The sequence below is a fragment of the Kaistella haifensis DSM 19056 genome, assembly GCF_000735695.2.
Taxonomy (GTDB): domain Bacteria; phylum Bacteroidota; class Bacteroidia; order Flavobacteriales; family Weeksellaceae; genus Kaistella; species Kaistella haifensis.
On sequence record NZ_JASZ02000001.1, the window covers coordinates 1 to 23,530 of the forward strand.

Sequence of the window (23,530 nt, forward strand, 5' to 3'; positions counted from 1 at the left end):
AAATGGCTACAAAAAAAAATCTACGGAGGATTTAAGGACCAACTATATAGCTCCAACAGATAATTGTATTCATGATGGCTCCACAGTTAATACAAAGAGTTTGGATATTGTTATGACGTATTTGGGACATTTTAAAATTTAATAATAAATTGGAAAAGGAAAAAGACATATTAGACAATCTTGAACTACGTTCAGAAAACGTGCAGGATATTCTCACGCAGCCGCCACATTGGATGATTCGATGGGGAAACACGGTAATTTTCGTCATTCTCCTGATGGTTCTCTTGATGAGTTATGTAATTAAATATCCTGAGTTTATACCTGCCCCCATAGTCGTAACTTCCAAAAATCCACCTGAAAAACTTGAAGCAAGAACAAATTCTAAAATTGAAAAAATTTTAGTGAAAGATCATCAGTCTGTAAATAAAAATCAAGTCATGATGGTGCTTCAGTCAGCTGCTGATTACAAGGATATTCTAGCTCTAAAAGATATAGTTGATTCAATGTCATCATCACAAGTTCTCTACTTCCCTACTCAACAGGCATCAACCTTCAAACTTGGCGAAATACAGGGAGAATACAATAGTTTTGCAAAAGCATTGCAGGATGAAAAACTTTTTACTCGTCTTAAGCCCTATGCTCCTGAAAATATTGCAGCAAACCAAAGTCTTGGGGAATACAGGGCAAGGATTGCTACATTACAACAGCAGCGGAACTTAGAAGTTACAAAATTTGACCTTACCAAAAAAATACTTGCGCTCCCAAGAATTGTTCAATCAAGGTGTAATTGCCGCGATGGAACTAGAAAATGAAAAAACAAAATTTCTACAAGCAGAACAAAATTTGAAAAATATCAATATAACATTGTCACAGATGCAGGAAGCGGTTTCAAATCTAAATAAAACCAAAAGCGGTGCATCAATAAATACTGAGAAAGATAAGATTACATACAGCTCCCAAACGCTCCAATTATTTGAACAGCTAAGAAAATCACTGAGACAATGGGAACAAAATTATCTCATTATTTGTTCTACTGAAGGAGTAGTTAGTTTCCAACAATTTTGGGGCGAGAACCAATTTGTAAAACCCGGTGATATTGTGATGTCTGTTCTACCCAATGATAAGGAATTAGTTGTTGGTCGGATGTTGATTCCATCCGTCAATTTTGGTAAAGTTAAACCAAATCAAAAGGTTTTAGTAAAGCTTGATAATTACCGATACCAAGAATATGGAATCGTTGAAGGCAAGGTCCAAAACATTTCTCTTACTCCAGATGATAAAGGGAACTATTATGTTGACGTTTTGCTTCCAAAAGGATTGCGGACTTCTTTTGGGAAAAAGTTGCCATTTGACAGAGAGCTCAAAGGAAGTGCCGAGATTGTCACCGAGGATTTAAGGCTTATTGAAAGGTTTTTCTATCAAATTAGGAAATTGTTGGGTAGCAAGCTTGATGTTTTTTTTAAAAAAATAATTGTTAATGCTAAGATTTCTTACAGAAACGAGGGATTTCCGTGCATTATTAGTGCAAATTCTCAACAAATAAAGTCATCTTTTTCAAAAACCTGCCTGATTTAACCACAGGCAATTTTTCAACCTGCGTAAATTGGGCACATCCCAATCACAAAGCCGCGTAAAAAAGCCCATTTCCAAGAGAATCTTTTTCATTATTTTTAATTCCAAGATTATCTAAACTAAAATCTAAAAAATAACTCTGAAATAATCATCTACAGAATTTTCAGTCCTTCCGATTCTTTTGTTAAATATGCACTCCCAAAGTAACCACCTGCGAAAAATAGACACAAGTTCAAAATCAACCTGGGTAAAATAGACCCACCCTACAATTTCCTAAATGATAAGCATTCTGACAAAAATTTTAATGATAAAAAGACACACCTTCCTTCAAAACCTGCACCAAATAAACTTATCTTTTTCAATAAGTTGGGTAATTTAGCTACAGGTTATCATGCAACCTGCGTAAATCAGCCACATCCTACTCGCAAACGTGGGTAGAAAAGTTACACCTCAATTCTCCCCGTTTTCCATGTTTTTTTCCTTCCAAAGCAACTTTATCATAAAAAACCGCAAAACAACCCTAATATAAGCATTCGAAGAACCTTTTCAGACCTCTAAAAAAATCAGTAAACTTTTGTTGCAAGATGTGTCTTTGTATATACAACTTTTCAAGTTGATGATACAAAGACGATCTTGCCTTTTTGCAAAAGGGAAAAAAACTGCGGAACTTGTTTTTTTTATTCACCAAATCAGGTTCAAGCATCTAAACTCGTCTAAATTATTCTTTTTTAATCTTCGGAGAATCTAAACTCGTCTAAATTGTTCTTATTTAGCCCACGCCCCATGAACACTATTGTTTTCACGGATTTGATGTCCCAATTTTGCAACAGAAATTTTAAACAAAAAAATGAAAGCAACCTTCTATCTTCTGCTGACACTTTTTGCCATCAAACTCAATGCGCAGGTCGGAATAAACACACAGACACCCGAAACTACTTTTGACGTAGTAGGAAAACCAAACGACACCTCACATTATGACGGTATTATCCCTCCAAGGATAACGGGTGACCAGTTGGCGAACAAGTTTTACACGCAGTCAAAAAAGGGCGCGGTAGTATTTGCCACCGCTCCGGCTTCCAATCTTTCGGGACAGGTCATCAATATTTCAGAAGTTGGAATGTATTATTTTGACGGAAACGTATGGCAGAATTTTGTAAAGGAGAAGCGGCCTGTCGAATACAGAATCGTACTCACCTTCGATCCCAACAGCACCGCCGCACTTACGGCAACTTCAACATGGTCTGCCCCTGTAAACTATTCGGGAAATAGCCACGCCTATCTTACCGCCTCAAAATACTACACCATCGGAACCAAAAATTTCGGAGGTCTAAAGGGAGCGGTATTGTTCAGAAAAGTACAGGGAATTGTAAACGTATGGTTTCAGATGTACAGGTCTTCAGATTCCGCACCGATTACGGGAAACGCCTTCATCAGCATTGCGAGCATCTACAGCGACATCGGATACATCCCCAACCAGATTGTCTTACTGCATACGGAAAATTCCACACAATATTTTCCGGCACTGCTAGAGAATTACAGCATCCAGATTCCGCAAACCTCCCTAAAGGCGATGTCCACTTCCTACTATACCTACGGCGAAGTTCAGGGATATTCCAACTGGATCAAACCATATCTACCATAAAAAAAACAAGATAAAGAACCACTCAAAATGGGAAACGAAGGAAAAGAAGACCAGATTCTCATAAGGGTTCAAAAATCCAGAAAGGAAAACTGGAAAAAACTATGCAAAGAGAAAAACCTCACATTGACCGACTTACTGACGGCATCAGTTGAGAACAGAATTTTAGACAACGAAAGAAGACAGATACTGGCGTTCATTGAAAAACAAGACAACGTCTTCATCAAGATAGAGTCCAACATCAACCAGGTAGCTAAAATTGCAAACGGGCAAAAGTTCATTTCGGAGTCAGAACTGAAAAACTTCACCGCAAAGCTTTCAGAAATCACCAAATTGAAGAAGCAGCAAAACCAAATCTTCAAAAAGATCTATGAAATGCTCGCAAAATGATTGTCAAGATTATTCCTGCTTCAGGCACGGATTTTCACGGAGTCCAATACAACGACAAAAAGGTCGAAAAAGGAACAGGAGAACTGATGCTGATGAAAAACTTTCCCTCCTTCATCAATGGGGACAGCAGTCCGGAACAGGTTCGGGACTACTTCAAATCCATCTCAAAAAATGAAAAGGTAAAGAAACCCCAGTTCCACGCCGTGATTTCTGCAAAATATCAGAACCATAGCAAAGAGGAACTAACCGAGATCGCCAAAGACTTCATGCAGGAAATGGGCTATGGAAAACAGCCGTTTATTGTGGTTTACCACAGCGACACCGAGAACAACCACGTTCATATAGTCTCCACAAGGGTTGACAAGCAGACTGGAAAGAAAATCAACGACAGTTACGAGCGGTTGAAAGCCCAAAAAGCACTTGCTGACCTACTGGAAAAACGATACGGAATAAGTTCCGAGGAAAAATTAGAAAAACTGCTAAACTATCAAATCGGTTCCATCAGCCAACTGGAACTCCTACTTGAAAGAAGCGGGTTCAAACTCACCAAAGACACAAATAATGAAAATGACTTTTCCATTCTGAAGAACGGGGTAAAACTTAAAACCATCTACGGTAACCAAATCAGTTTTACTCCCAATTCGGACAACGGGCGAAAGAGACAGCTGAAAGCCATTTTGAGCAGATATAAAGACCTCTGTTCCAACAAAGTCTTCAAGGTAGAGGATAAAAGGTTGCAGGAATCAATGCTACCAGAGGAAAGACACAACGGGCATTGGAAACCCAAGATTGAGTTCGAGAGCGAACTCCAGAAAAAATTGCGGGACATCTTCGGACTGGATATGGTTTTCCACCACAAGGACGGACAAAAGCCATTCGGATACAGCATCATCGACCATAAGTCGGGAAAGGTGTTCAAGGGAAGCGAGATCATGAAGATGAACGAACTGTTTGAGCTGACCGATGAAAAAATAGACAAGAAACTATTTGAAAGTCTAAAGGACTACAATCTGGCGGACAGTTTTTCAAAACAAATTTTAATGGAGCATCTAAAACGCCAGAATCCCGAAAACGCAGTAAAAGAATTTATGCTTTTCGAGTCCAAGAAAATAAAGAACAGGGAGGTTTTCAGCGCCATAAAAAACGATGTAAAGGATTATGTCGAAACACAGAAAAATAACGATGTCCACCTCATAAAATCGGAAGAGGGAAAATATTATGCCGTCCACTCCAAACTGCATTATGTGGGAGCATTGGAAAATTTAATTGGCGAGAAAGCCTATCAAAAATTCCTCAATCCAAGCCAAGAATTGGCATCGGAAGATAGAGATGAAAATCTTTCCAAACAACTGGACAGAAGCATAGACGACCTGATTTTCCAATTCACCAAACCATCGAGAGGAGCAGGAAAAGACCCTGCCGAAGAAGAGTTAAGAAAAAAACGCAAAAACAAAAAAAGAACATAAGAATGATCATCACATTTGCCACGCAAAAAGGCGGAACAGGGAAAACCACCCTCGCCATCGCTTTCGCCAACTATCTTTCCGGAATTACCACAAGGAAGATCAAGGTGTATGATTTCGACTACCAAAAATCCTTTTTCAACAAATGGAGGGAGGATGCGGACTCGGAACTGCCCAAACTGTATGACGTAGAAGTTATCGGCGAAGATGACGATGAACCGCCTTTCGAGGACTTGGAACAGGTTGTCGACCTGAAAGAAAGCAAAGACCTGTTCCTGTTCGATTTGGCGGGAACGCTTGACCAGAGATACAGCGATGTCTTGGTGTACAGCGACTTTATCATCATTCCCTTCGAGTATTCCGATGTTTCCGTAAAATCGACGCTGGTATTCAAAAATCTTCTTGGTTTATTGGAAAGCGAGGCGGAAAGAATCTTCATCCGCTCCAAATACGACAAAGGCTACAAATATCTCAACCAAAAGGAAATGGATATAGAGTTGGCAAAATACGGAACTCTGCTAGAAAATCCGGTGTTCAAAAGAAACTGCCTCCAAACCATCGACACCCGAAAACTCACCTACGAGCAAAAATACGCCGTAAAGAAGCCGTTCGACGAAATTATACAGAAGATCAGCGAGGTCAAAAAAGTTGCGCTTTAAGGGAAGACAAAAGGGACAAGAAAAAAGAATCCAAAAAACCACAAACCTCAAATACAACCATCATGTTAAAATACTCACTCATCCTTTTAGGAGCCTACTTTCTGTACTATGTCGGAAATATCGTGTACGACCTTTTCCTAAAAAAAGAGAAAACCATTCTGACCAATGTTGCAGAAGAATACTCACTCGGCGACTTTGCACAGGCGGAGAATGAGGAACCCACCTTGATCGGCATTGAGGATGTGGAAAATCTCAAAACCCCGAAATCGTTCCTAAAAAGCGAACCCATTCCGATTCCGAGACAGAACAATTTTGAAGACAATCCCAGTCTGGAAGAATTGAGGAAACGGTTTGAGGCGGAAGAGGATTTGGATGAGACGAGTCCAAAACAGCCCGAAACCAAACACCATGAAACTCCTCCACAGGAAACCGAAACCATAAAAAAGCCAGAAATTATTGAACCAATAGTTTCCAAGAAAAAAAATGATGCACAGAACAAGAAAGACCAATGGAAAGAATTTGTGAGCCTCTCGGAAACCAATGTGAAACTGGTGGACAATATTGAGGGACAAAAGGTTTACCATTCGACAATGTAACCAATATACCCATATAACTAACCTAAATTTTAAAAATGATGAAAAATTTTATCAGAAAAAACGTGTCAAAAAAGAAAGTTCTAACCCTTGCATTGGTGATGCTGGCGATGACCCCGATGCTTGCGCAGGGCGGAGCGACCGCCATCTCCAACGCCGCTTCCGACATTAAGGACTATTGGGATCCCATCAAGCTGATATTAAAGGCAGTCGGTGGACTCGTAGGATTTATCGGAGGCTTGAGGGTGTACAACAAGTGGACGAACGGCGACCAGGATGTCAACAAAGAAATCCTCGGCTATGGCGGGGCGATGATCTTCCTTATCGTGGTTCCGGAATTTGTAACCGCATTCTTTGCTTAAGATGGGATATTACCTGTACAAGGGGCTCAAAAAACCCCTTGTATTCTTCGGACTCAAAGGCAAATACATCATTTATGCGGTAGCCGTCATCGGCGCAGGTGTCGTCGCGGCACTCATCTTATCCAAATTCGGATTGCTGGGTTCGCTATTAGGTTTATTGGTAACCGCGGGAGGTGTCTACCTTATTTTCAAGAGGCAGGACAAAAACGGACTCTACGACAAGACCAAAAATTTTGACCAGATATTCATTTTCCCAAAAAGACTCAACAACAAAAGATTTCTAAAAGATGGTAAAGACAAAGAAACAGGCATTTGACATTCCCTTCATCGGCTACGATTACGGAAAGGATTTTGGGTGGGATTTTGATGTCCTCTTCGGACAATACGGAAATCCAATTATCGGCATCAGGATCAAGAATATTGTGGAGCAATATTCCGCCGACCCCGACAACTACCTAAACTTCCATACCGTCTTGAATCAGGTGGTCTCCATTATTGGCGAAGGAAGAATCGTTCAAAAACTCGACATCTTTTCCAAAAAGAGATATACCGCCGAATCCTCCAACCAGTTCCTCCAGCAAAAATATTCCGAGCATTTTGACGGAAGACTATTTAAAACCATTGAAACGGTAATTCTTTTTACAGACATTGTGGAGGACAAACTCAAGAAGAAAAACAAGCATTACCAATTTTCCGAAAAAAGTTACAAGGAACTCCGCGACAAATGCCAAAAGGTGTTGATGCTATTAAAGCAGAGCGGCTGCGAACCCCAATTCTTATTCGAGAAAGAATTTGAATACTACATTTCGGGCGTATTGTCGATGCAGTTTACAAAAACCCCGGTTTTTGACAATATCAAAAGTACCAACGAATATCTCCAAATCGGAAACCTCTTCGTCAAAAATATTTCCTATGTGGATGTCGAAAATATCGACCTGCCTGCAGAAATAGATCCTTTTTCCATATTGGGAGGAAACGGAGCAGCCTCGGAAACGGCGGTGGACAACTTCACCTTCATCAACGAATTGGAGGATTACGAAACCATCATCTACAATCAGGTCATCACCATTCCTCTGCAGGCGCAACAACAGCGGGAACTCGACAAAAAGAAAAAGAAGCACGAGGGGGCGGCAAACAACTCTCCATCCAACGCCATTATTGCGGAAGAAATCCAAACGCTTCTCCACAATATCGCCATCGACGGACAACTCGTGGTCAATGCCCATTTCTCTCTAATATTTTCAACACATACACTGGAAAAAATGGAAGGAATACAGTCGATGATCGAGAACAAGCTTTTCACGAAAGGAATTATCGTCTCCAAGAACGCCTACAACCAGCTCGAACTATTTCGCTCCGCCATTCCGGGCAATGCCACGGAACTTCGGGAATACGATTTATTTATGACGACAAGCGAAGCGGCCTTGTGTTTTTTTTTTAAAGAAAGTTACCCCGTGAACGAGGAATCCAATTTTTATCTGCGTTTTACCGACCGACAAGGCGTTCCATTGAAAGTTGATCCGGCGGACTTGCCGATGAAGACAGGAAGAATCAACAACCGAAACAAGTTTGTCCTCGGTCCGTCAGGTTCTGGAAAGTCCTTCCTGATGAACAATATCGTTGAGCAATACCTGACCTACAATTATGACGTGGTCATTGTGGACACGGGAGATTCCTATTCGGGAACCTGCAAATACAAAGGCGGGAGATACATCCAATACACTGAAGAAAAACCAATCACCATGAATCCTTTTTTGATGGACAAGAAAGAGTTCAACATCGAAAAAATAGAATTTTTGACCAATTTGATTTTCCTGATTTGGCAAGGTCCCGATGCCACGATGTCGTCCGCACAAAAATCTATTTTGGACAATGTGCTGATGTCGTATTACCACCAATATTTCAATTCGGGAACCAGGTGGTATGAGTATAAGACCTCGGAGGAACTCATTCTCTATCTGAACAAATACAACATCCACGAGGAAGACATTATTTCAGATTATGAGAACCAGTCGAACGGACAGTACAACTATTACGATATTTTGGGAATCGCTTTCGATGCAGGTTCTGACGAGATTAAGGAGGCTTTCCGAAAACTCGCCATCGAATATCATCCGGACAAGAATATGAACAACCCGAATTACGACAGCGAAAAATTCTACAAGGTTTACGAAGCTTATGAAACCCTGAACGATGAAGACAAGAGAAAAATCTACAATGAAACCCAACTCATATTAATCAAGTCCAACAAAATTATCAGGCAGCCGAAAACGGCGGAGGAATGGAATGAGTCCTTCCGAAAAACCATTATCAAAAAGATAAAGGAACTCGAAGAAAAATTGGAGGCAAAAGAACTTTCCTTCAACGGATTCTATGACTACTGCGATAAATTTCTTCCCCTTTACCTGAACAATAAGAAACACCACATCACCGAAAAGGAATTTAATTTAAGGACATTCCTGTTCGTGTTAAAGGATTTCTACAAAGGCGGAAGATACGGAACTACACTCAACGAAAGTGCAGACAATACGCTCTTTGACGAACCATTTATCGTCTTTGAAATCGACAATGTAAAGGACAACCCGAAACTGTTTCCAATCGTGACGCTCATCATCATGGACACGTTCATCCAAAAGATGCGGCTCCGAAAAGACCGCAGAAAGGCGCTCATCATCGAGGAGGCGTGGAAGGCGATTGCCAGCAAATTGATGGGCGGATATATTCTCTATCTCTACAAAACCGTAAGAAAGTTTTGGGGAGAAGCCGTGGTCGTTACACAGGAATTGGACGACATCATCGGAAATGCTGTCGTAAAAAACAGCATCATCAACAACTCCGATACCTTCATATTGTTAGACCAGACGAAGTTTAAGGACAACTTCGACAAGATCGCCTCACTGCTTTCATTGAACAAGGTGGAGCAAAACAAGATTTTCACCATCAATAATTTAAACAACAAGTTTGGAAGAAGCCGTTTCAAGGAATTTTATCTGAAGCGGGGTTCCAAAGGAGAAGTTTACGGCAATGAGGTTTCCTTGGAGCAGTATTTAACCTACACCACGGAAAAACCCGAAAAATCCGCAGTCGAATACTATGTCCAACAATACGGAAACTACGACGAGGCTTTGCTCAAGATTGTGGATGATTTGAAAAATTTTGGAGACAGCCTCGAAAACTTGGTATCGCTCGTCAACCTTTACCAGAAGCCATTGGACAAAAAAGTGGTTTCCTATTACAGTATGATGAAGAAGACCAACAAAGGGCAAAATATCTTCAAAATTATCTCGCAGGAATTAGAAAACCGAAATATCCATTTTTCAGAATTAATCAACAGCCAAAATCTAAAATATGAAAACGCATAAAACCTCTTTAAGGAACACACGAAAAACTCCCTCTCCTTTGGAGAGGGTTTGGGTGAGGCTTCTATTTTCACTTCTCCCCCTTTGGGGGACAGGGGGCTTCTCCCAAAACACCTACATCGACCCGACGGTAACGGCGGCAATGATTCTCTATTCAGAAAACCTGGAGGCAAAGCAGAACGATGTGATTGACGAAACCTCCAAATTGAAAGATGCCCAAGCATGGGTGGGAACACAGATGGTGGTTGCCAACGACATTCAGAATAAGATACTGAAAGGTCTGAAGGAAGTGTCGGGAACATTGCAGAACGGAATCCAGGTAAAGGAAATCTACTCCGAACTCAACAAATGCTACAATTATTCCTCACAAGTCGTACAATTGGCTTCACAGCATCCGCAATATACGATATTCGGGGTAAAGGCTTCACAAAAAACCTACGAACAGAGCCTGAAAATCGTGACCGATGTGTCCGACATACTCGCCTCGGGAGAACTGAACCTTGCGACCGCAGGAGACCGTTACAAGATACTGCACAACATTTCCGAGAACGTGAAAAACCTCAAGCTGTGGCTTCTTGCGATCAAGTTGAGACTGGAAAAAGCCAACCGTTTGGGATTCTGGAACTCCATCAATCCATTTGCAGGATACATCAATACCGACAAGGGCATTGTGGAAAATATCATGAACCGATATAAAAGAAATTTCTAGCCCCTGTCTCCAAAGGGGAACAATGTAAAAAATAAGATGAAAATGAAACATCCCATAATTAACGCTTTAAAAAGCCCACTTTGGGGGTTTGGGGGCTTGCTGGCGTATATCATTCTCACTTCATCCAGTGGCGGTTCCACGCCGTCTTGGCAGCAGGAAAACGTCTCCTTTCCGATGATGAATCTTGAAATTAAGGCGACGATGGATGAAAACGAAAGGCAGAAGGAGATGCGGAAAAACCAGATTGCCAATGCCACGGTGGAAACCGCCAACAAAACCCAGTGGAACAATTTCAAGGACAAGGTGACCAAAATTCAGGACAGGCTTAGAATCGTATCGTTCGCCATTCAGGCGATTCCCACAGGAATTGCGATGAGCAGGGAGATTACGAAAATCACCCAAAACCAGCAAGCCATTATCCATGAAATCAGTACGGCTCCCTATTCCATCATCGCGGTTCTGCCTTCACAAGTTCAGTTTGTGGACGATCTGCAAATGGTGACGAGGCTGATTGTCGGGATTGTGGTTTCCTATGGGGCAATGAACCAGATGGAAAAGTCGGAGCGCAAGATTTTATTGGATTATGCCTCGGGAGAAGTCAAGACGCTGAGCAGAAATTCTACCCATATGCTTTTAAAGATTCGGGACATCAAGGCAAAAGTTTTACGAAACAAAAGAGCCTTTCAATACTATGTGAATCGGGACAAACAAGTGGTCGAGAACATTATGAAAAACATTAAATCCTTTTAAAAATGAGAAAACTATTTATTGGAGGAATCTTGTTTTTTTATGTTGGTTTGGTAAGCGGACAGCAGATTGTCATCAACGACAAACTCTTGGCGCAGATGACCACCAACCACGGCGTAAGGCTTGGAAGCGAGCAGGCTTTTCTAAACTCTTATGAAAAACAGAAGGAACTGTACGACGACATTAAAAGCCAGACCGCACAGGTCATAGCCATTCAGGAATACATCTACCAGCAGTTAAAAAATGTCAACTCGGCACTTACGCAGAGCAAAAAGTTAATCTACCTGTACCAATATCTGGGAAAGGTGGCGAACAACTCCAACAAGATGCTGGACTTATCGGCGCAACATCCGGAATATGCCGTCTTGGTTTCCAAATACTATGTCGAAATCGGCAAACAGACCTTAAAACTCAAGCAGGAAGTCGCGCAGGATATTTTGAACGAGAACAAGGATTTCCTGATGGATCCGATGGACAGGGAGATGCTTATTGAAAAGGTGTTTACCCGAGTTCGGAACATCAATGGAAACATCCTCTACATCATATTGCGGTTAGAAAACGCCAAGAAGATTCCGTACCTGTACCAGGTTCCAGTGCTAAGAAACTACCTCAATATCGACAGGGCGATTGTCGGAGACATTATCCAGAAATACAAATACATATTCAATTAAAAAGATGAAAAAATTAGTTAAAAAATTTGCCCTCGTTCCGCTCTTGCTGACAGCAGTCGGCGTATTCGGGCAGTTTACCGTAAAGCGTTTGAACGACCCCTCCATCGTAGCCCAGCACAAAAGGATGGTGTTCCAGAGTTGGGGCGATTGGCGTCCCTATCCAAAATACCTTTTGGGGATTCAGACCAACTTCGCGTATGCCACCGTTTGGGGAATGTGGGCTCCCAGCAGAAACAGGGATTATAAGGATGGAGAAGATATCCGACCGCTAAAACCGACGGGACTTCAAAACCAGCGTTTTGCCCAAGTGAAATTTCAAGAGGAAGAGGCAAAAAAGATAAAGGCGGCATCCGACACCATCTATAAAAGAAGCGTCCAAGACTTTGCCCATTGGACTTCGGCGACGGTCGATGCAGACCCGCTCTGGTTGCTCTACTACAAAAGGATGCTCAGACCCATTACCGAATTTCCAGACAATCCTCAAAACTTTATCGAATGGAGGCTGAAGAACCAGCAAACCTACGAAACGCTCAATACCACGGGAACTTTAAAAAGACTTCAGGAGGAATTGGACTTAATCAAGGAAAAATATTCAATGTCGAGGTCGATGGATATGCCGAGAGGAAAACGCTTTTTGATGTACCATGACACCCTTATCAAATGGAGAAGGTTCGTGCAGGAATTAAGGAAACACAACGATAAGACGACACTTCTTTTGGACTATAAAAATATTCTGAAAAACCATTCGCCTTATGCATTGCCACAGGCTTGGACTCCCGCTTCCGACAAGCAGATCATCCACAACACGATGCAGCAGTACAAACATAAATTTTAGTGATGAAAAGAAATACTACACCCTTATTTTGCCTCTTGGCAATATTGCTGCCGATAATCGGCTTTGCCCAAACCGACGGCGACTACAGCAACCTGCTCCAATTTCTAAAGGGCGACGGCGCATTTGAGAAATGGTTTATGGAGGTCTTTACCAAACTGGACAACAGCGTTCAAGACGGTGCTGTCGGATCCGCTTTGGTTGGAAGGGCGATCGGAGGACTGGGAGCGTTGATGTATCTCGGATACATGGGTTGGCAAATGGCGGCGGGCGACCGGGAATGGGAAATCACCCCGATGCTCAAACCAATCCTCATTGGATTTACCCTGGTGTATTGGAGTGGTTTTGTCAATCTGATTCAGGCACCCTTTGAAGCCATTGCAGAACCGGGAATCGCCATTTTCAGCGACATTGAGTCCGAAGTGAATGATTTGAGGATTCAACGATTCAAGAAACAGCAGCAGCTACTCGATGCCGTCATCAAACTGAAAGCCGACGAGGATGCGAAGCAGGACGTAATCAACAACACCGGCAAAGATGCAGACGACTCTTGGTTCGACATCAGCGAGGGACTCGACAAACTCATCCAACCCATCAAGGAATGGCAGTTACGGATGGAGTTCCAGCTCCAAAAACTGGTTGCAGAAATTATCGAGTTCGTTTGCCTTTCCATCCTTCGAATCTGTGTCTACCTTATTTTCTTCATCCAAAAAATTTGGGCCTACATCCTTATTATTCTGGGACCTATCGCTGTGGGAATGGCACTCGTTCCAGGATTTGAAAACTCGCTGTACAGCTGGGTTTCCAAGTTCATCAACATCAACCTGTACACCTTTGTTGCCTATACCATCATCAATATCGGTCAGCAACTGATCGCTTCGGGTTACGAGATGGAGATTGAGCGATACGACACCCTTTTAACGAACGGAACCATCACCAATCTGGACGCCTTGATGGTCTATGTGAGCAATTCCGGAATGATTTACAATGGACTTTTTACCTGTGTCGCCTACATCGTGACGGGAATCGGGGTTTTGATGACGCCCACCATTGCCGACACCATTGTTACAGCGGGAGGTGCAGGTGCGATGACCAAGATGAAGAGTGCTGCTGGAAGAATGGCGAGTGCCGCTAAAACAACGGTATTGGCAGCCAAAACCGGTGGAGCTTCCGTAGCGGGAGCAGCAGCAAAATCGGCTGCATCAGGTTCCGCATCGGGAATGGTCAACAGTGCGATGAATAACAACAAAAAATAAATAAGATGCTGATCAAAAATATCGAACAAAGAATAAAAATCAACAAGGTAGTTTCGCTGGGAACAATAGCATTTGCCGTAATTATCGTATTGGCGGGCTTCTTCTTTGCCTATCGGATGATTCAGGATTCAAGAAAATCCATCTACATTTTGGACAACGGGGTTCCGGTACTGGCAAAGCAGACCGATGTCTTGTTAAACAGACCCGTAGAATACAAAGCCCAAATTGAACTGTTCCACCGACTATTTTTCACCTTGGCTCCCGATGATGCCTACATCAAGGAGAATATTCAAAAATCACTGTACCTCATTGACGACAGCGGAAAAAAAGAATACACCAATCTCAAGGAAAAAGGCTTCTACAACCAGATTGTGGCCTCCAGTTCCATGGTCAGTATTCATACGGATTCCATCTCGCTCAATATGGAGCAACAGAAATTCTCCTTTTTCGGAAAGCAGATGATTACCAGAAAGTCTGCCGTGATTACAAGAAAATTGATTACCGAAGGATACTTTGAGGACATCATCCGAAGTCCAAACAATCCGCACGGTGTGATGCTTAAAAATTGGAGGATTATCGACAACGAGGAAATCTCCAACCAAACCAAAAATTCCTATTAAAGATGAAAAATTTTCTAAAACAAACCGCAAAAAAGGGATTGGAATGGGCGGCAAAAAATCCGAAGAAGTTTTTCACCCATTCGATGGTTTTTCTCTCCGTGTCTTTTATCGGATCGCTGATACAGGGAATTTTCTTTCCGAGCCAGTCGACATTTAAAATCAAGCCCCCAAACCTCTATTCCAAAAGCAACACGACCCAGCAAATTAATAAAAACCAAGAAAAAGAGATGGAGAAAATAGTTAATGAACTCAAAATTTTAAAAATGAAAAGAGACCAAAAAGAACTCCAAAAAGAAGACAGCCTGAGAATAGAATACCTGTACAACCAATACCAAGAACTGCAACATGGACATTAAGAAAATCAACTTTAAGGAAAAAAAATATGTGATGCCCCTTCTAGCATTGCCGTTGCTGCTGCTCTTTGTGTATGTAGGTACCCAATTTACCAAAGAGGATACCTCGAAAAAAGATAAGCCTAAAGAACTTTCCCTTTCACTGGGAGAAACACGCGATTCCATCATGACGAAGAACGATGCATACGACGCCTTTTTCAAGAAGGACGACAACAGGACGATGCTCGGAGGATTGGACAAGGAACAGGACAGCCTGCTTAGCTATGAAGACCAGTTATCATTTGACCAGAAAAGAAAGATCGACTCACTAAAGGCGGTATCGAGCACACAAAATCAGCAGGCGTCAAAAGGAGGCAACTCTTCCTATTACAATCCAAAACAGCAAAATGAGGACAAGGATTTCAAGAGGTCTTCTGAAATCATCCGAATGCTGAACGACAAGTCCTACGGGAAACAGGAAAATGAGCAACTTTCAGAAAATCAAAAATCTAGTAATCAAAATGCACAGCAAGACCCCGTAAAATATCTGAAACAGCAGATGCTCGTCATGGATTCCTTGGAAAAAGCGCGGGATCCCGAATACCAAGCCAAACTATTGGCGGAACAGAAACTCAAGGCAAACAAGGAAAAAATGGACGAGTTCCTCAATTCTACCTTCAATGTCGGCAAGTCGGGAATCAACAGCGAATTCAATGCCTTCTACAGGGAAAATGAGAACAGCTTCATCAAAGCCGTGATTGATGAGAATAACAAAGGATTTCTGGGAAGCAGAATCCGGTTCCGATTATTGGAAGACATCTTCGTCGGCAACAAAAAAATTGATAAAGGTTCCATCCTTTACGGACAAATCTCGGGATTTTCTATGCAGCGGGTTGACCTCAAGATTGTGTCGGTATTTACAAAGGGAGAAATTTTACCCGTCAATCTCTCCATCTACGACATCGACGGCATGAAGGGGCTCTATGTTCCACAAAGCGTCTTCAGGGACATGATTCGGGAAATGGGAAGCAACTCTGTACAGGGAACACAGATGGATATGGGCGGACAGGGATTTTTCACGAGCATCGGCTCCAAACTCTTCACGTCTACATCAAAATCCATCGCCAACCTCATTAAAACCAACAAAGCCAAGCTGAAATACAACTCCTATGTATTTCTAATCGACGAAAAACAGCTTAAAGACTCACAAAACCAACAAAAAAAATAACAATGAAAAATACATTTTTTATACTATTCTTAATCATTACCCATTTTTTATCTGCACAAACAGCTACTAAAGAACAAGTCATCTCGGATTTACCAGAATTGATCGTTACAGAGGGCGTTAACCTGCATATCATCTCACCCGAACCGATTCAATATGTGGATTTGTCCACCCAAAAACTCACGGGAGATTTGCCTAATACCAATATTGCGAGAATCAAAATCACCGATACTCCTGCCAACACCGACCCAAAGGAAAAGGCAAAAACCACCTCTTTATTGAATGGCGACAAAATAGGAATAATAACCGTTGTAGGTCAGTCTTTTATTGCCCAATACAAGGCTATTTACAGAAATTCGGAAAACAAAAACACCGTGACCAACATCCATATCCAGCCAGAAGAGATGCAGCCGATTGAACTGGACAAAACCCGTTTTTCCAACTTGGAGCTGACCAAGTTTGCGATGGACATCATAAAGAAGAAGACGGAAGAAAATCCAATCAGGGAGCAGAAAGACCTTAAACTTAGTATGCAGCTCAACAATGTGTACGTCATCAGCGACTATATCTTTCTCGATATGACCTTCAAAAACAGCTCGAACCTGAGTTACGATATCGAAGACCTTAAATTTTCCATCGAGGACAAAAAAATCTATAAGGCGACCAACAATCAAAGCATCGAAATGACACCGATTTTTAGACTTTACGCCCCGAAACATTTCAGGAAAAATTTCAGAAACATCTATGTCTTCAAAAAATTCACTTTTCCGAACAGCAAGGTGATGATGATCCGCCTGATTGAGGAACAACTCTCGGGAAGAACCATCGAGATGAAGGTGAATTATTCAGACATTTTAAAAGCAGATACATTTTAGTTATGAACCCATTACCAACAGAATTAATTATTGTCCTTCTCCTGGCGTTCATCGCTTTCATCGCTTCTTGCATATCCATATTTTTTTTATTCCGTCTCAGAAAAGCAAAGAAGGAAATAGAAAAGGAAATTATAAAAATGGCTTATCTGAAAGCGTGGTATAAGGAGATTGCAGTGAAGATTTATGGTAAAGACCGTATTGAGGAAAAAGAGAAAGAGTTTTTAAAAAACTACAATTTATAGGAAGTAATGCAGGAACAACAACACCAAATTAAGATTTACGGATTCCTTCAGAAGGCGGTTTATGCGGTCGTGGCATTGGATTGTGCGTCGCTTTTCTACCTCGATGCAGATATTATTATAGTTTCAAACCTATTGAAAAATTTCTCGAAGATGAGTTTCTTTTTCCCACCCATCAACGCAAAGTTTGCGACCCTGATTCTCATTGGATTGGTCGCTGTCGGGACAAAGGCGAAGAAGAAAAAGGATTTGAACATCGCCACGGAAATCGTAATCCCCATGATATTGGGCTTGTTGATGATTTTTTCTTCACTCGTTTGGCAAAACGAGGCAGGAAACTCCAAACTCCCTAAAATTTTTCCTGCGCTGAATCTTTATCAGGTCATCTATGCCGTATTGTCTTTTTTGGGTGCAGTAATCCTTCAAATGGGAGCAGACGCCATCTCAAAACTCATGCAACAAAAAATGGGAAAAGACCGATGGAATGTAGAGGAAGAAAGTTTTGCCCAAAATCAGGAACTTGTAGAAACGGACACCTCGATCAATATCCCATATCTCTTCAGATACAGTAAAAAAATCAACAAGGGATGGGTCAATATCAATCCATTTCGTGGGACGATGGTGATTGGAACGCCTGGAAGTGGAAAGTCTTTCGGAATCATCAATCCCGCAATCAGGCAAATGATAGCGAAAGGCTTCTGCCTGTGTATTTACGATTTCAAGTTTCCCGATTTGGCGCAGATTGCCTACTACCATTATCTGTTGAAGAAAAGCAAAGATTCGGGGTATGAATACGATTTTCATGTCATCAATCTAAACGAGGTTGAAAAATCCAAAAGGGTAAACCCGTTCAAAAAGGAATACATCCAAACTTTGGCGGAAGCACAGGAAATGGCGGAGTCTATGGTATCCTCGCTCCAAAAGGGAGGTTCAAGTTCGGGAGGCGGTTCCGATGCTTTTTTCACCCAATCTGCCATCAACTTTCTTTCGTCGAGTATCTACTTTTTTGCCACCTACGAGGACGGAAAATATTCGGATTTACCACATATCCTGTCCTTTATGAACCGAAGTTACAAGGAGATTTTTGACACACTTTTTACCAACGAGGAAATATTCTCACTGCTTTCTCCCTTTAAGACGGCGTATGAAAACAAGGCATTTGACCAGTTGGAGGGACAGGTCGGAACCTTGAAGATATTTCTCTCACGATTGGCGACCAAGGAAAGTTTCTGGGTGTTTTCGGGCGACGAAGTGGAACTAAAAATTACGAACAGGGAGAATCCTTCCATCCTGATTTTGGCATCCGATCCAGGAACGCAGGACATCAATTCCGCCCTTTATTCATCCGTTTTGAACAGGACTTTGCGACTCATCAACTCCAAACACAATTTGCCGGGAGGAATCATCGCGGACGAGTTTCCGACCATCTACATCCATAAAATTGACAACGTGGTGGCGACAGCAAGGAGCAACAAAGTGGCGGTCTTATTGGGACTTCAGGAAATTCCGCAACTCCGGCAGTTTTACAAAAAAGAAGTTGCCGACACCATTTCCGCCATTGTCGGAAATATCCTTTCCGGTTCTGCGAGGGACAAAAATACTTTGGAATGGCTGGAGAAACTGTTCGGAAAAATCAAGCAGAAATCCTATTCCCAGTCCATCTCCCAGCAAGGAACGACGACCAGCATCAACGAGAAAATGGACTTTATGATTCCCGCAGGAAAAATTGCGACACTTAAAACTGGGGAAATGGTCGGAATGATTGCACAGGGCGAGGAAAACGACACCGAAGAATACAAAACTTCTGCGATGAACGGAAAAATCAATTTAGATATGAAAACCATCAAGGAGGAAGAAAATAATTATGTCAAAATGCCTTCCTATTACTCATTTGTCGACAAAATGGGAAATAATAGGAAAAACGATGTCCTGATGACCAACTTCAGAAAAATCAATAAAGAGGTCGAATTAATCGTAAACGAATTTACTAAAAATGAAAAATAGAAAGACAATAATAGCATTAACAATTCTCCTTTTTGCGAACGGTTTTTCCAAGGCTCAATTCAATACGCTGATGCCGACGAAACCGCAGAAAACGGAAGACTTCAAAATGGTGGAAATCCAAAAAGAAGAAAGTTCCAATCAAAAAAAGGAGAAAAAATTGTGGAAGGAAATCTTCAACATCACCCCGAAATCGGAACTGAAAAACGAAACAGAAGGTTCAATGAAGATGTTAACGAGTCAAATCGACTCTCTAAAGACGATGCTTAAAAATTACCATAATGGAAATAATCAAAGTAACGTGGACTACAAAAAGATGAAAGATTCACTATTTGAACTGATGCAAAATTTTCAACGTAAAGAAAATGATGAAAAGGAAGTCCAGAAAGCCCCCTTTGGGGGTTTGGGGGCTTACATGCCCTTAAACAGAATTACCGTGACTTCTCTCTATGGAACACGTATTCATCCAATTTTCGGAACTGCAAAAATGCACAACGGAATTGACCTAAAAGCCAACTATGAAGATGTTCACGCGGTCCTTGACGGAATAATTACCGAATCCGGTTGGGATTCCAAAGGCGGTGGAAACTACATCAAAATCAAACATTTCAACCGATTTGAAACCTCTTATCTGCACCTCTCCGAAATCTTCTACAAAGTCGGGAAAAAAGTGAGGGCGGGATTTATCATCGGGAAAAGTGGGAACACAGGGAATTCTACCGGACCGCACCTGCATTTTGCGGTAAAGGAGTTTGGACAAAGCATCAATCCCTACCATTTCTTAAACGACCTAAACAAAGCAAACAATTTAATAGCAACGTACTATGCAAACTGAAAACCTACCAACCGAAGAACTAAAAAAGTTCGGAATCATCAATGAAGATTTGTCATTTTCAAAAAAACTGAAAGCGGACGACATCCAAAAATTTCTGCAGGGCTACACGATTGTCGCAGACAACGACAAAAACAGGGCAACTTTCCAACTCACGGAAAACAACACCCGACTGAAAGTCAACTTTCTGGAGCGGGATAAAAGCATCTCCGAAATCCTCAGAAACAGCAAGGATGGAATTGAGTATTCCACTATTCAAGACCTTTCAAACAAAAATGAGAAGAAACTTTCGCTTGAAAAAAAGGCATTCATCTACGACAAGGAAAACAACATCGTCGCCGAGTTCGACCTCATTAAAAATGCCACCGAACTCACCGCAATCATTGCCGACAAGAAGGATGTCGCGGAAATGAACCGCTACAAAAACGAACTTCAGAAACTGAAAAATTTTCTGATGGATAAAATCGACCAATATCCCGAAATCGCCAAGGAAATTTCCAACGACTTGAACATCGTTTCCAGAGAAATCAACACCGTAAACAGCATCTCACCCGATGAGAAGCAGATTTCAAAAGGTGGCAATTCCGAAATTGACCTGAACGTCAATGACAGGGATAGGTACGAAGACGCGAACAGAAACCGGGAAGAGCAGGAAGAAGAAATCGAACAGGAAATCGAACAGGAACAGGAAAAACGCCGTGGATTCCGCAGATAAATTTTTGAAATAATGGAAGCAGAAACGATCAATTACCAGAGCAAATATGGACCGAACACGAATTTCCAATTTCCGACGGACGAGGATACGCAATATCTTAAAACTTCGACGGGCGAAGTATTACCGTACAAACTTTTCAGTGGGAGAAATGATGCTGACCCAAATTCCGCCATCCTACGGGAAAAGGACAATCAAGGTTACGCCAATGACTTTGCGCTCGTAGAGCGGCAGTTTTCGGAAAACAAAAGTCTTTCATTCATGGCGGGAACCAAAATTTCTGATGTGAACGATGTGGCTTGGCTTTTCCGTGCGCTTGAAGACGAGGCGGTGGAACACACCTTTGCACTCTACAAATTCAAGGACGACAGTTATCTCGTTCAACATCTTTCGACAGGCGGAATTACTTCCACCGTTGTGGATTTACGGTTGTTGACGGGAAACGTCTTCAAAATGCAGCCCGAAAGCATCACGCTCGTCCACAACCATCCGAGCGGACAACTGATTTCGAGCAAACATGACCGACTCATGTTGCAAAGACTGCACGAAATTTTCGACCATACAGGAATAAAGGTGGAAGACGGCATCGTCATCAATCTGCGTTCGGGGAAATATTTGGTATTCAACGGAGATTTGGGAAGCGACCGTGTTCTGGAACTTTCCGAGCAAAATCAACAGCAGGGAAAAGTCAGCACCTTTTCCTTTAACAAGCAGATTTTTGCCGCCAATTATCAGCCGTTCAAAATCAACAGTCCCGAAGATTCCGCCGCCTACATTTCAAGCCAAAAGTTTGGACTGTCCGACAAGACGGAAGCCATCATCCTGAACAATGCGAACGACATCGTTGGGAAATTCATTCTTCCGCAGCATCGACAGTTCGAGAAACTGACCGAACTGATGACGATTCACGCCGGAACGGGTGTCATCCTTTATGGAAACAATGTAAACGAGCAGATGTACAAGGAATACCGCGACAAACTCGAACTGATGGGGTTCACGGCTTTGGATGCGATTTTATTGGAAAGCGGAAACTACCACTCCCTTTACGAAAAGACCAAAATCAACGTCTATGACCACCTTTTGGATAAATTCAGCAAGAACCATCTGAATGCGGAACCCATTGTCGGCGTATCGGAAAGCAACCAAAATGATAGTTACTCTAAAAGTTTTACAAATATGGAAGAACGACCACAAAAAGATTACGTCAAACTATTCATTGACGATTCAGAAGGTCATACCAAGCACGAATTTGAAATCTCCTTAACCGAAGACGACAAAGAGAACTATAGCCAGATTGCCTCAAAAATCCAGCTGTATCGCAAGCCGGAAGACCATGTTTTGCTATTCGTTGGCGGAGAACTGCTTAACTACGAGGGAAATGATGAAACGGAAAAAATTATCGACTCCCTTAAAAGCCTTTTTCTCCCCGATGAAAAAAAACGGAGCAATTTATTCAGCCAAAGTAATTTTCATTCGAGGTTTAATGAAGAAAGGGATGCCACAAGGTCAGGATTTTCGATAGACGATATCATTGGAGAGCCTTCTAAAAAGGATTACGCCAAAATGAACGTCAATACATCAACACAACAACCAAATAAAAACAAAGAATATTTTAACAATCAAACCCCAAACATTATGGAAACACAGAAAGAATTCAACCAGGTAGATTATCTAAAAAATCAGCTTAAATACCTCGGTTTCGGCGAAGACGAAAAGCTTCACAAAGAATTGGAAAAAGGCATCAAGTCCAAAAACCAGCAATTTGAAATCAAAACTTCCTCGGACAAGGCGCTGCCCGGAAACAAGGTTGATTTTGCCTTGAAATTTAACAAGACGGAAAGCGGCGGCGTTTTCCTCAATTCCTACGACGCCCAATTGAAGAACGAGAAAGGCGAAGAAATCACCCACAATTTTTCCGTAAACAGAGAAAATACCTTTACAGCGAAAGAAGCCGTAAACCTTTTGGAGGGACGGAGCGTGAAAATCGAGTTCCACAACCCCAAAAGCGACCAGTCGGAAACCGCCTTCGTGCAGTTCAACTTCGAGGAGCCAAAGACGGAAAAAGGAAACTATATGTTCCAGAATTTCTACGAAAACTACGGTGTCGATACCGACAAAATCGTGGAAAAAGCCAATCTCGTTTTCGACAAGCCCGAATACAGGGAAAATACCATCAAATCCCTTGAAAAAGGAAATGTGGTGAAAGTGAAATTTGAAATGGACGACAAAATAGTGGAAGGAAAAGCGGTGCTCAATCCGCAGTATAAAAACCTGAACCTTTACGACAGCGACATGAACCGCATCAACACCAACAAACCTTTGCAGGGACTGGAGAATGAAGAAAAACAGGAAAAAGCCCATGTGAAGGAGCAGAGCATCAAACGATAATAAATAATACCTGACTATTATCCGAAGGCGGTAAGTCAAATTTTGATTTGCCGC

General features: G+C 41.9%; 24 protein-coding genes. All 24 read left to right on the plus strand.

Annotated elements, in window-relative coordinates; translation table 11 throughout:
- Window positions 1-149: 149 nt before the first annotated feature.
- On the plus strand, window positions 150-812 hold the full coding sequence (locus AP75_RS14585) for an HlyD family secretion protein (RefSeq protein ID WP_242589731.1): 663 nt from the start codon (window positions 150-152) through the stop codon (window positions 810-812).
- A complete protein-coding gene (locus AP75_RS14590; RefSeq protein ID WP_242589732.1) occupies window positions 796-1,575 on the plus strand; it encodes an HlyD family efflux transporter periplasmic adaptor subunit in 780 nt (259 codons plus the stop codon). Before AP75_RS14585 ends, AP75_RS14590 begins: the two co-directional genes overlap by 17 nt.
- Window positions 1,576-2,419: 844 nt before the next feature.
- On the plus strand, window positions 2,420-3,214 hold the full coding sequence (locus AP75_RS00010) for a hypothetical protein (protein ID WP_088263340.1): 795 nt from the start codon (window positions 2,420-2,422) through the stop codon (window positions 3,212-3,214).
- A 27-nt stretch (window positions 3,215-3,241) separates the two neighbouring features.
- Window positions 3,242-3,601: a hypothetical protein gene (locus AP75_RS00015; RefSeq protein WP_031504657.1), complete on the plus strand. Its 360-nt coding sequence runs from the start codon at window positions 3,242-3,244 to the stop codon at window positions 3,599-3,601.
- Window positions 3,598-5,067 carry a relaxase/mobilization nuclease domain-containing protein gene (locus tag AP75_RS00020; RefSeq protein ID WP_088263341.1) on the plus strand — a complete coding sequence of 490 codons (1,470 nt, stop codon included), beginning with the start codon at window positions 3,598-3,600 and terminating at the stop codon, window positions 5,065-5,067. The genes AP75_RS00015 and AP75_RS00020 overlap by 4 nt, the downstream gene beginning before the upstream one ends.
- Window positions 5,068-5,069: 2 nt before the next feature.
- Window positions 5,070-5,723, plus strand: coding sequence for a ParA family protein (locus AP75_RS00025; RefSeq protein ID WP_031504716.1), 654 nt, complete (start codon window positions 5,070-5,072; stop codon window positions 5,721-5,723).
- Window positions 5,724-5,785: 62 nt separating this feature from the next.
- Complete coding sequence (locus AP75_RS00030; RefSeq protein ID WP_024565588.1) at window positions 5,786-6,319, plus strand: hypothetical protein; 534 nt, start codon at window positions 5,786-5,788, stop codon at window positions 6,317-6,319.
- 35 nt (window positions 6,320-6,354) lie between these two features.
- Window positions 6,355-6,678 (plus strand): DUF4134 domain-containing protein, encoded by a 324-nt coding sequence (locus tag AP75_RS00035; protein ID WP_024565589.1) that lies wholly within the window; start codon window positions 6,355-6,357, stop codon window positions 6,676-6,678.
- A 1-nt stretch (window position 6,679) separates the two neighbouring features.
- Window positions 6,680-6,994, plus strand: a complete 315-nt coding sequence (locus tag AP75_RS00040; RefSeq protein WP_031502054.1) for a hypothetical protein — start codon at window positions 6,680-6,682, stop codon at window positions 6,992-6,994.
- Window positions 6,966-10,040, plus strand: coding sequence for a TraG family conjugative transposon ATPase (locus AP75_RS00045; protein WP_088263342.1), 3,075 nt, complete (start codon window positions 6,966-6,968; stop codon window positions 10,038-10,040). Before AP75_RS00040 ends, AP75_RS00045 begins: the two co-directional genes overlap by 29 nt.
- Window positions 10,027-10,746 (plus strand): hypothetical protein, encoded by a 720-nt coding sequence (locus AP75_RS00050; RefSeq protein ID WP_242589733.1) that lies wholly within the window; start codon window positions 10,027-10,029, stop codon window positions 10,744-10,746. Before AP75_RS00045 ends, AP75_RS00050 begins: the two co-directional genes overlap by 14 nt.
- A gap of 42 nt (window positions 10,747-10,788) precedes the next feature.
- Entirely contained in the window at window positions 10,789-11,496 is a 708-nt protein-coding gene (locus tag AP75_RS00055) for a hypothetical protein (protein WP_242589734.1), read from the plus strand.
- Between the two features lie 2 nt (window positions 11,497-11,498).
- Window positions 11,499-12,164, plus strand: a complete 666-nt coding sequence (locus tag AP75_RS00060) for a hypothetical protein (RefSeq protein WP_088263343.1) — start codon at window positions 11,499-11,501, stop codon at window positions 12,162-12,164.
- Window positions 12,165-12,168: 4 nt separating this feature from the next.
- Entirely contained in the window at window positions 12,169-12,999 is an 831-nt protein-coding gene (locus tag AP75_RS00065; RefSeq protein ID WP_024565595.1) for a hypothetical protein, read from the plus strand.
- Window positions 13,000-13,229: 230 nt separating this feature from the next.
- A complete protein-coding gene (locus AP75_RS00070; protein ID WP_242589735.1) occupies window positions 13,230-14,252 on the plus strand; it encodes a hypothetical protein in 1,023 nt (340 codons plus the stop codon).
- 5 nt (window positions 14,253-14,257) lie between these two features.
- Complete coding sequence (gene traK, locus AP75_RS00075) at window positions 14,258-14,872, plus strand: conjugative transposon protein TraK (RefSeq protein ID WP_024565597.1); 615 nt, start codon at window positions 14,258-14,260, stop codon at window positions 14,870-14,872.
- 2 nt (window positions 14,873-14,874) lie between these two features.
- Entirely contained in the window at window positions 14,875-15,228 is a 354-nt protein-coding gene (locus tag AP75_RS00080; RefSeq protein WP_031503767.1) for a hypothetical protein, read from the plus strand.
- Complete coding sequence (gene traM / locus AP75_RS00085) at window positions 15,224-16,432, plus strand: conjugative transposon protein TraM (RefSeq protein ID WP_088263425.1); 1,209 nt, start codon at window positions 15,224-15,226, stop codon at window positions 16,430-16,432. Before AP75_RS00080 ends, traM begins: the two co-directional genes overlap by 5 nt.
- Window positions 16,433-16,434: 2 nt before the next feature.
- Window positions 16,435-17,304 (plus strand): DUF4138 domain-containing protein, encoded by an 870-nt coding sequence (locus AP75_RS00090; protein ID WP_088263344.1) that lies wholly within the window; start codon window positions 16,435-16,437, stop codon window positions 17,302-17,304.
- 2 nt (window positions 17,305-17,306) lie between these two features.
- On the plus strand, window positions 17,307-17,546 hold the full coding sequence (locus tag AP75_RS00095) for a hypothetical protein (protein WP_024565601.1): 240 nt from the start codon (window positions 17,307-17,309) through the stop codon (window positions 17,544-17,546).
- 6 nt (window positions 17,547-17,552) lie between these two features.
- A complete protein-coding gene (locus AP75_RS00100; RefSeq protein WP_088263345.1) occupies window positions 17,553-19,547 on the plus strand; it encodes a type IV secretion system DNA-binding domain-containing protein in 1,995 nt (664 codons plus the stop codon).
- A complete protein-coding gene (locus tag AP75_RS00105) occupies window positions 19,537-20,379 on the plus strand; it encodes a M23 family metallopeptidase (RefSeq protein ID WP_088263346.1) in 843 nt (280 codons plus the stop codon). The genes AP75_RS00100 and AP75_RS00105 overlap by 11 nt, the downstream gene beginning before the upstream one ends.
- Window positions 20,369-21,091, plus strand: coding sequence for a hypothetical protein (locus tag AP75_RS00110; RefSeq protein WP_031502714.1), 723 nt, complete (start codon window positions 20,369-20,371; stop codon window positions 21,089-21,091). Before AP75_RS00105 ends, AP75_RS00110 begins: the two co-directional genes overlap by 11 nt.
- A 12-nt stretch (window positions 21,092-21,103) precedes the next feature.
- Window positions 21,104-23,476 (plus strand): JAB domain-containing protein, encoded by a 2,373-nt coding sequence (locus AP75_RS00115; protein ID WP_088263347.1) that lies wholly within the window; start codon window positions 21,104-21,106, stop codon window positions 23,474-23,476.
- Window positions 23,477-23,530: the final 54 nt, after the last annotated feature.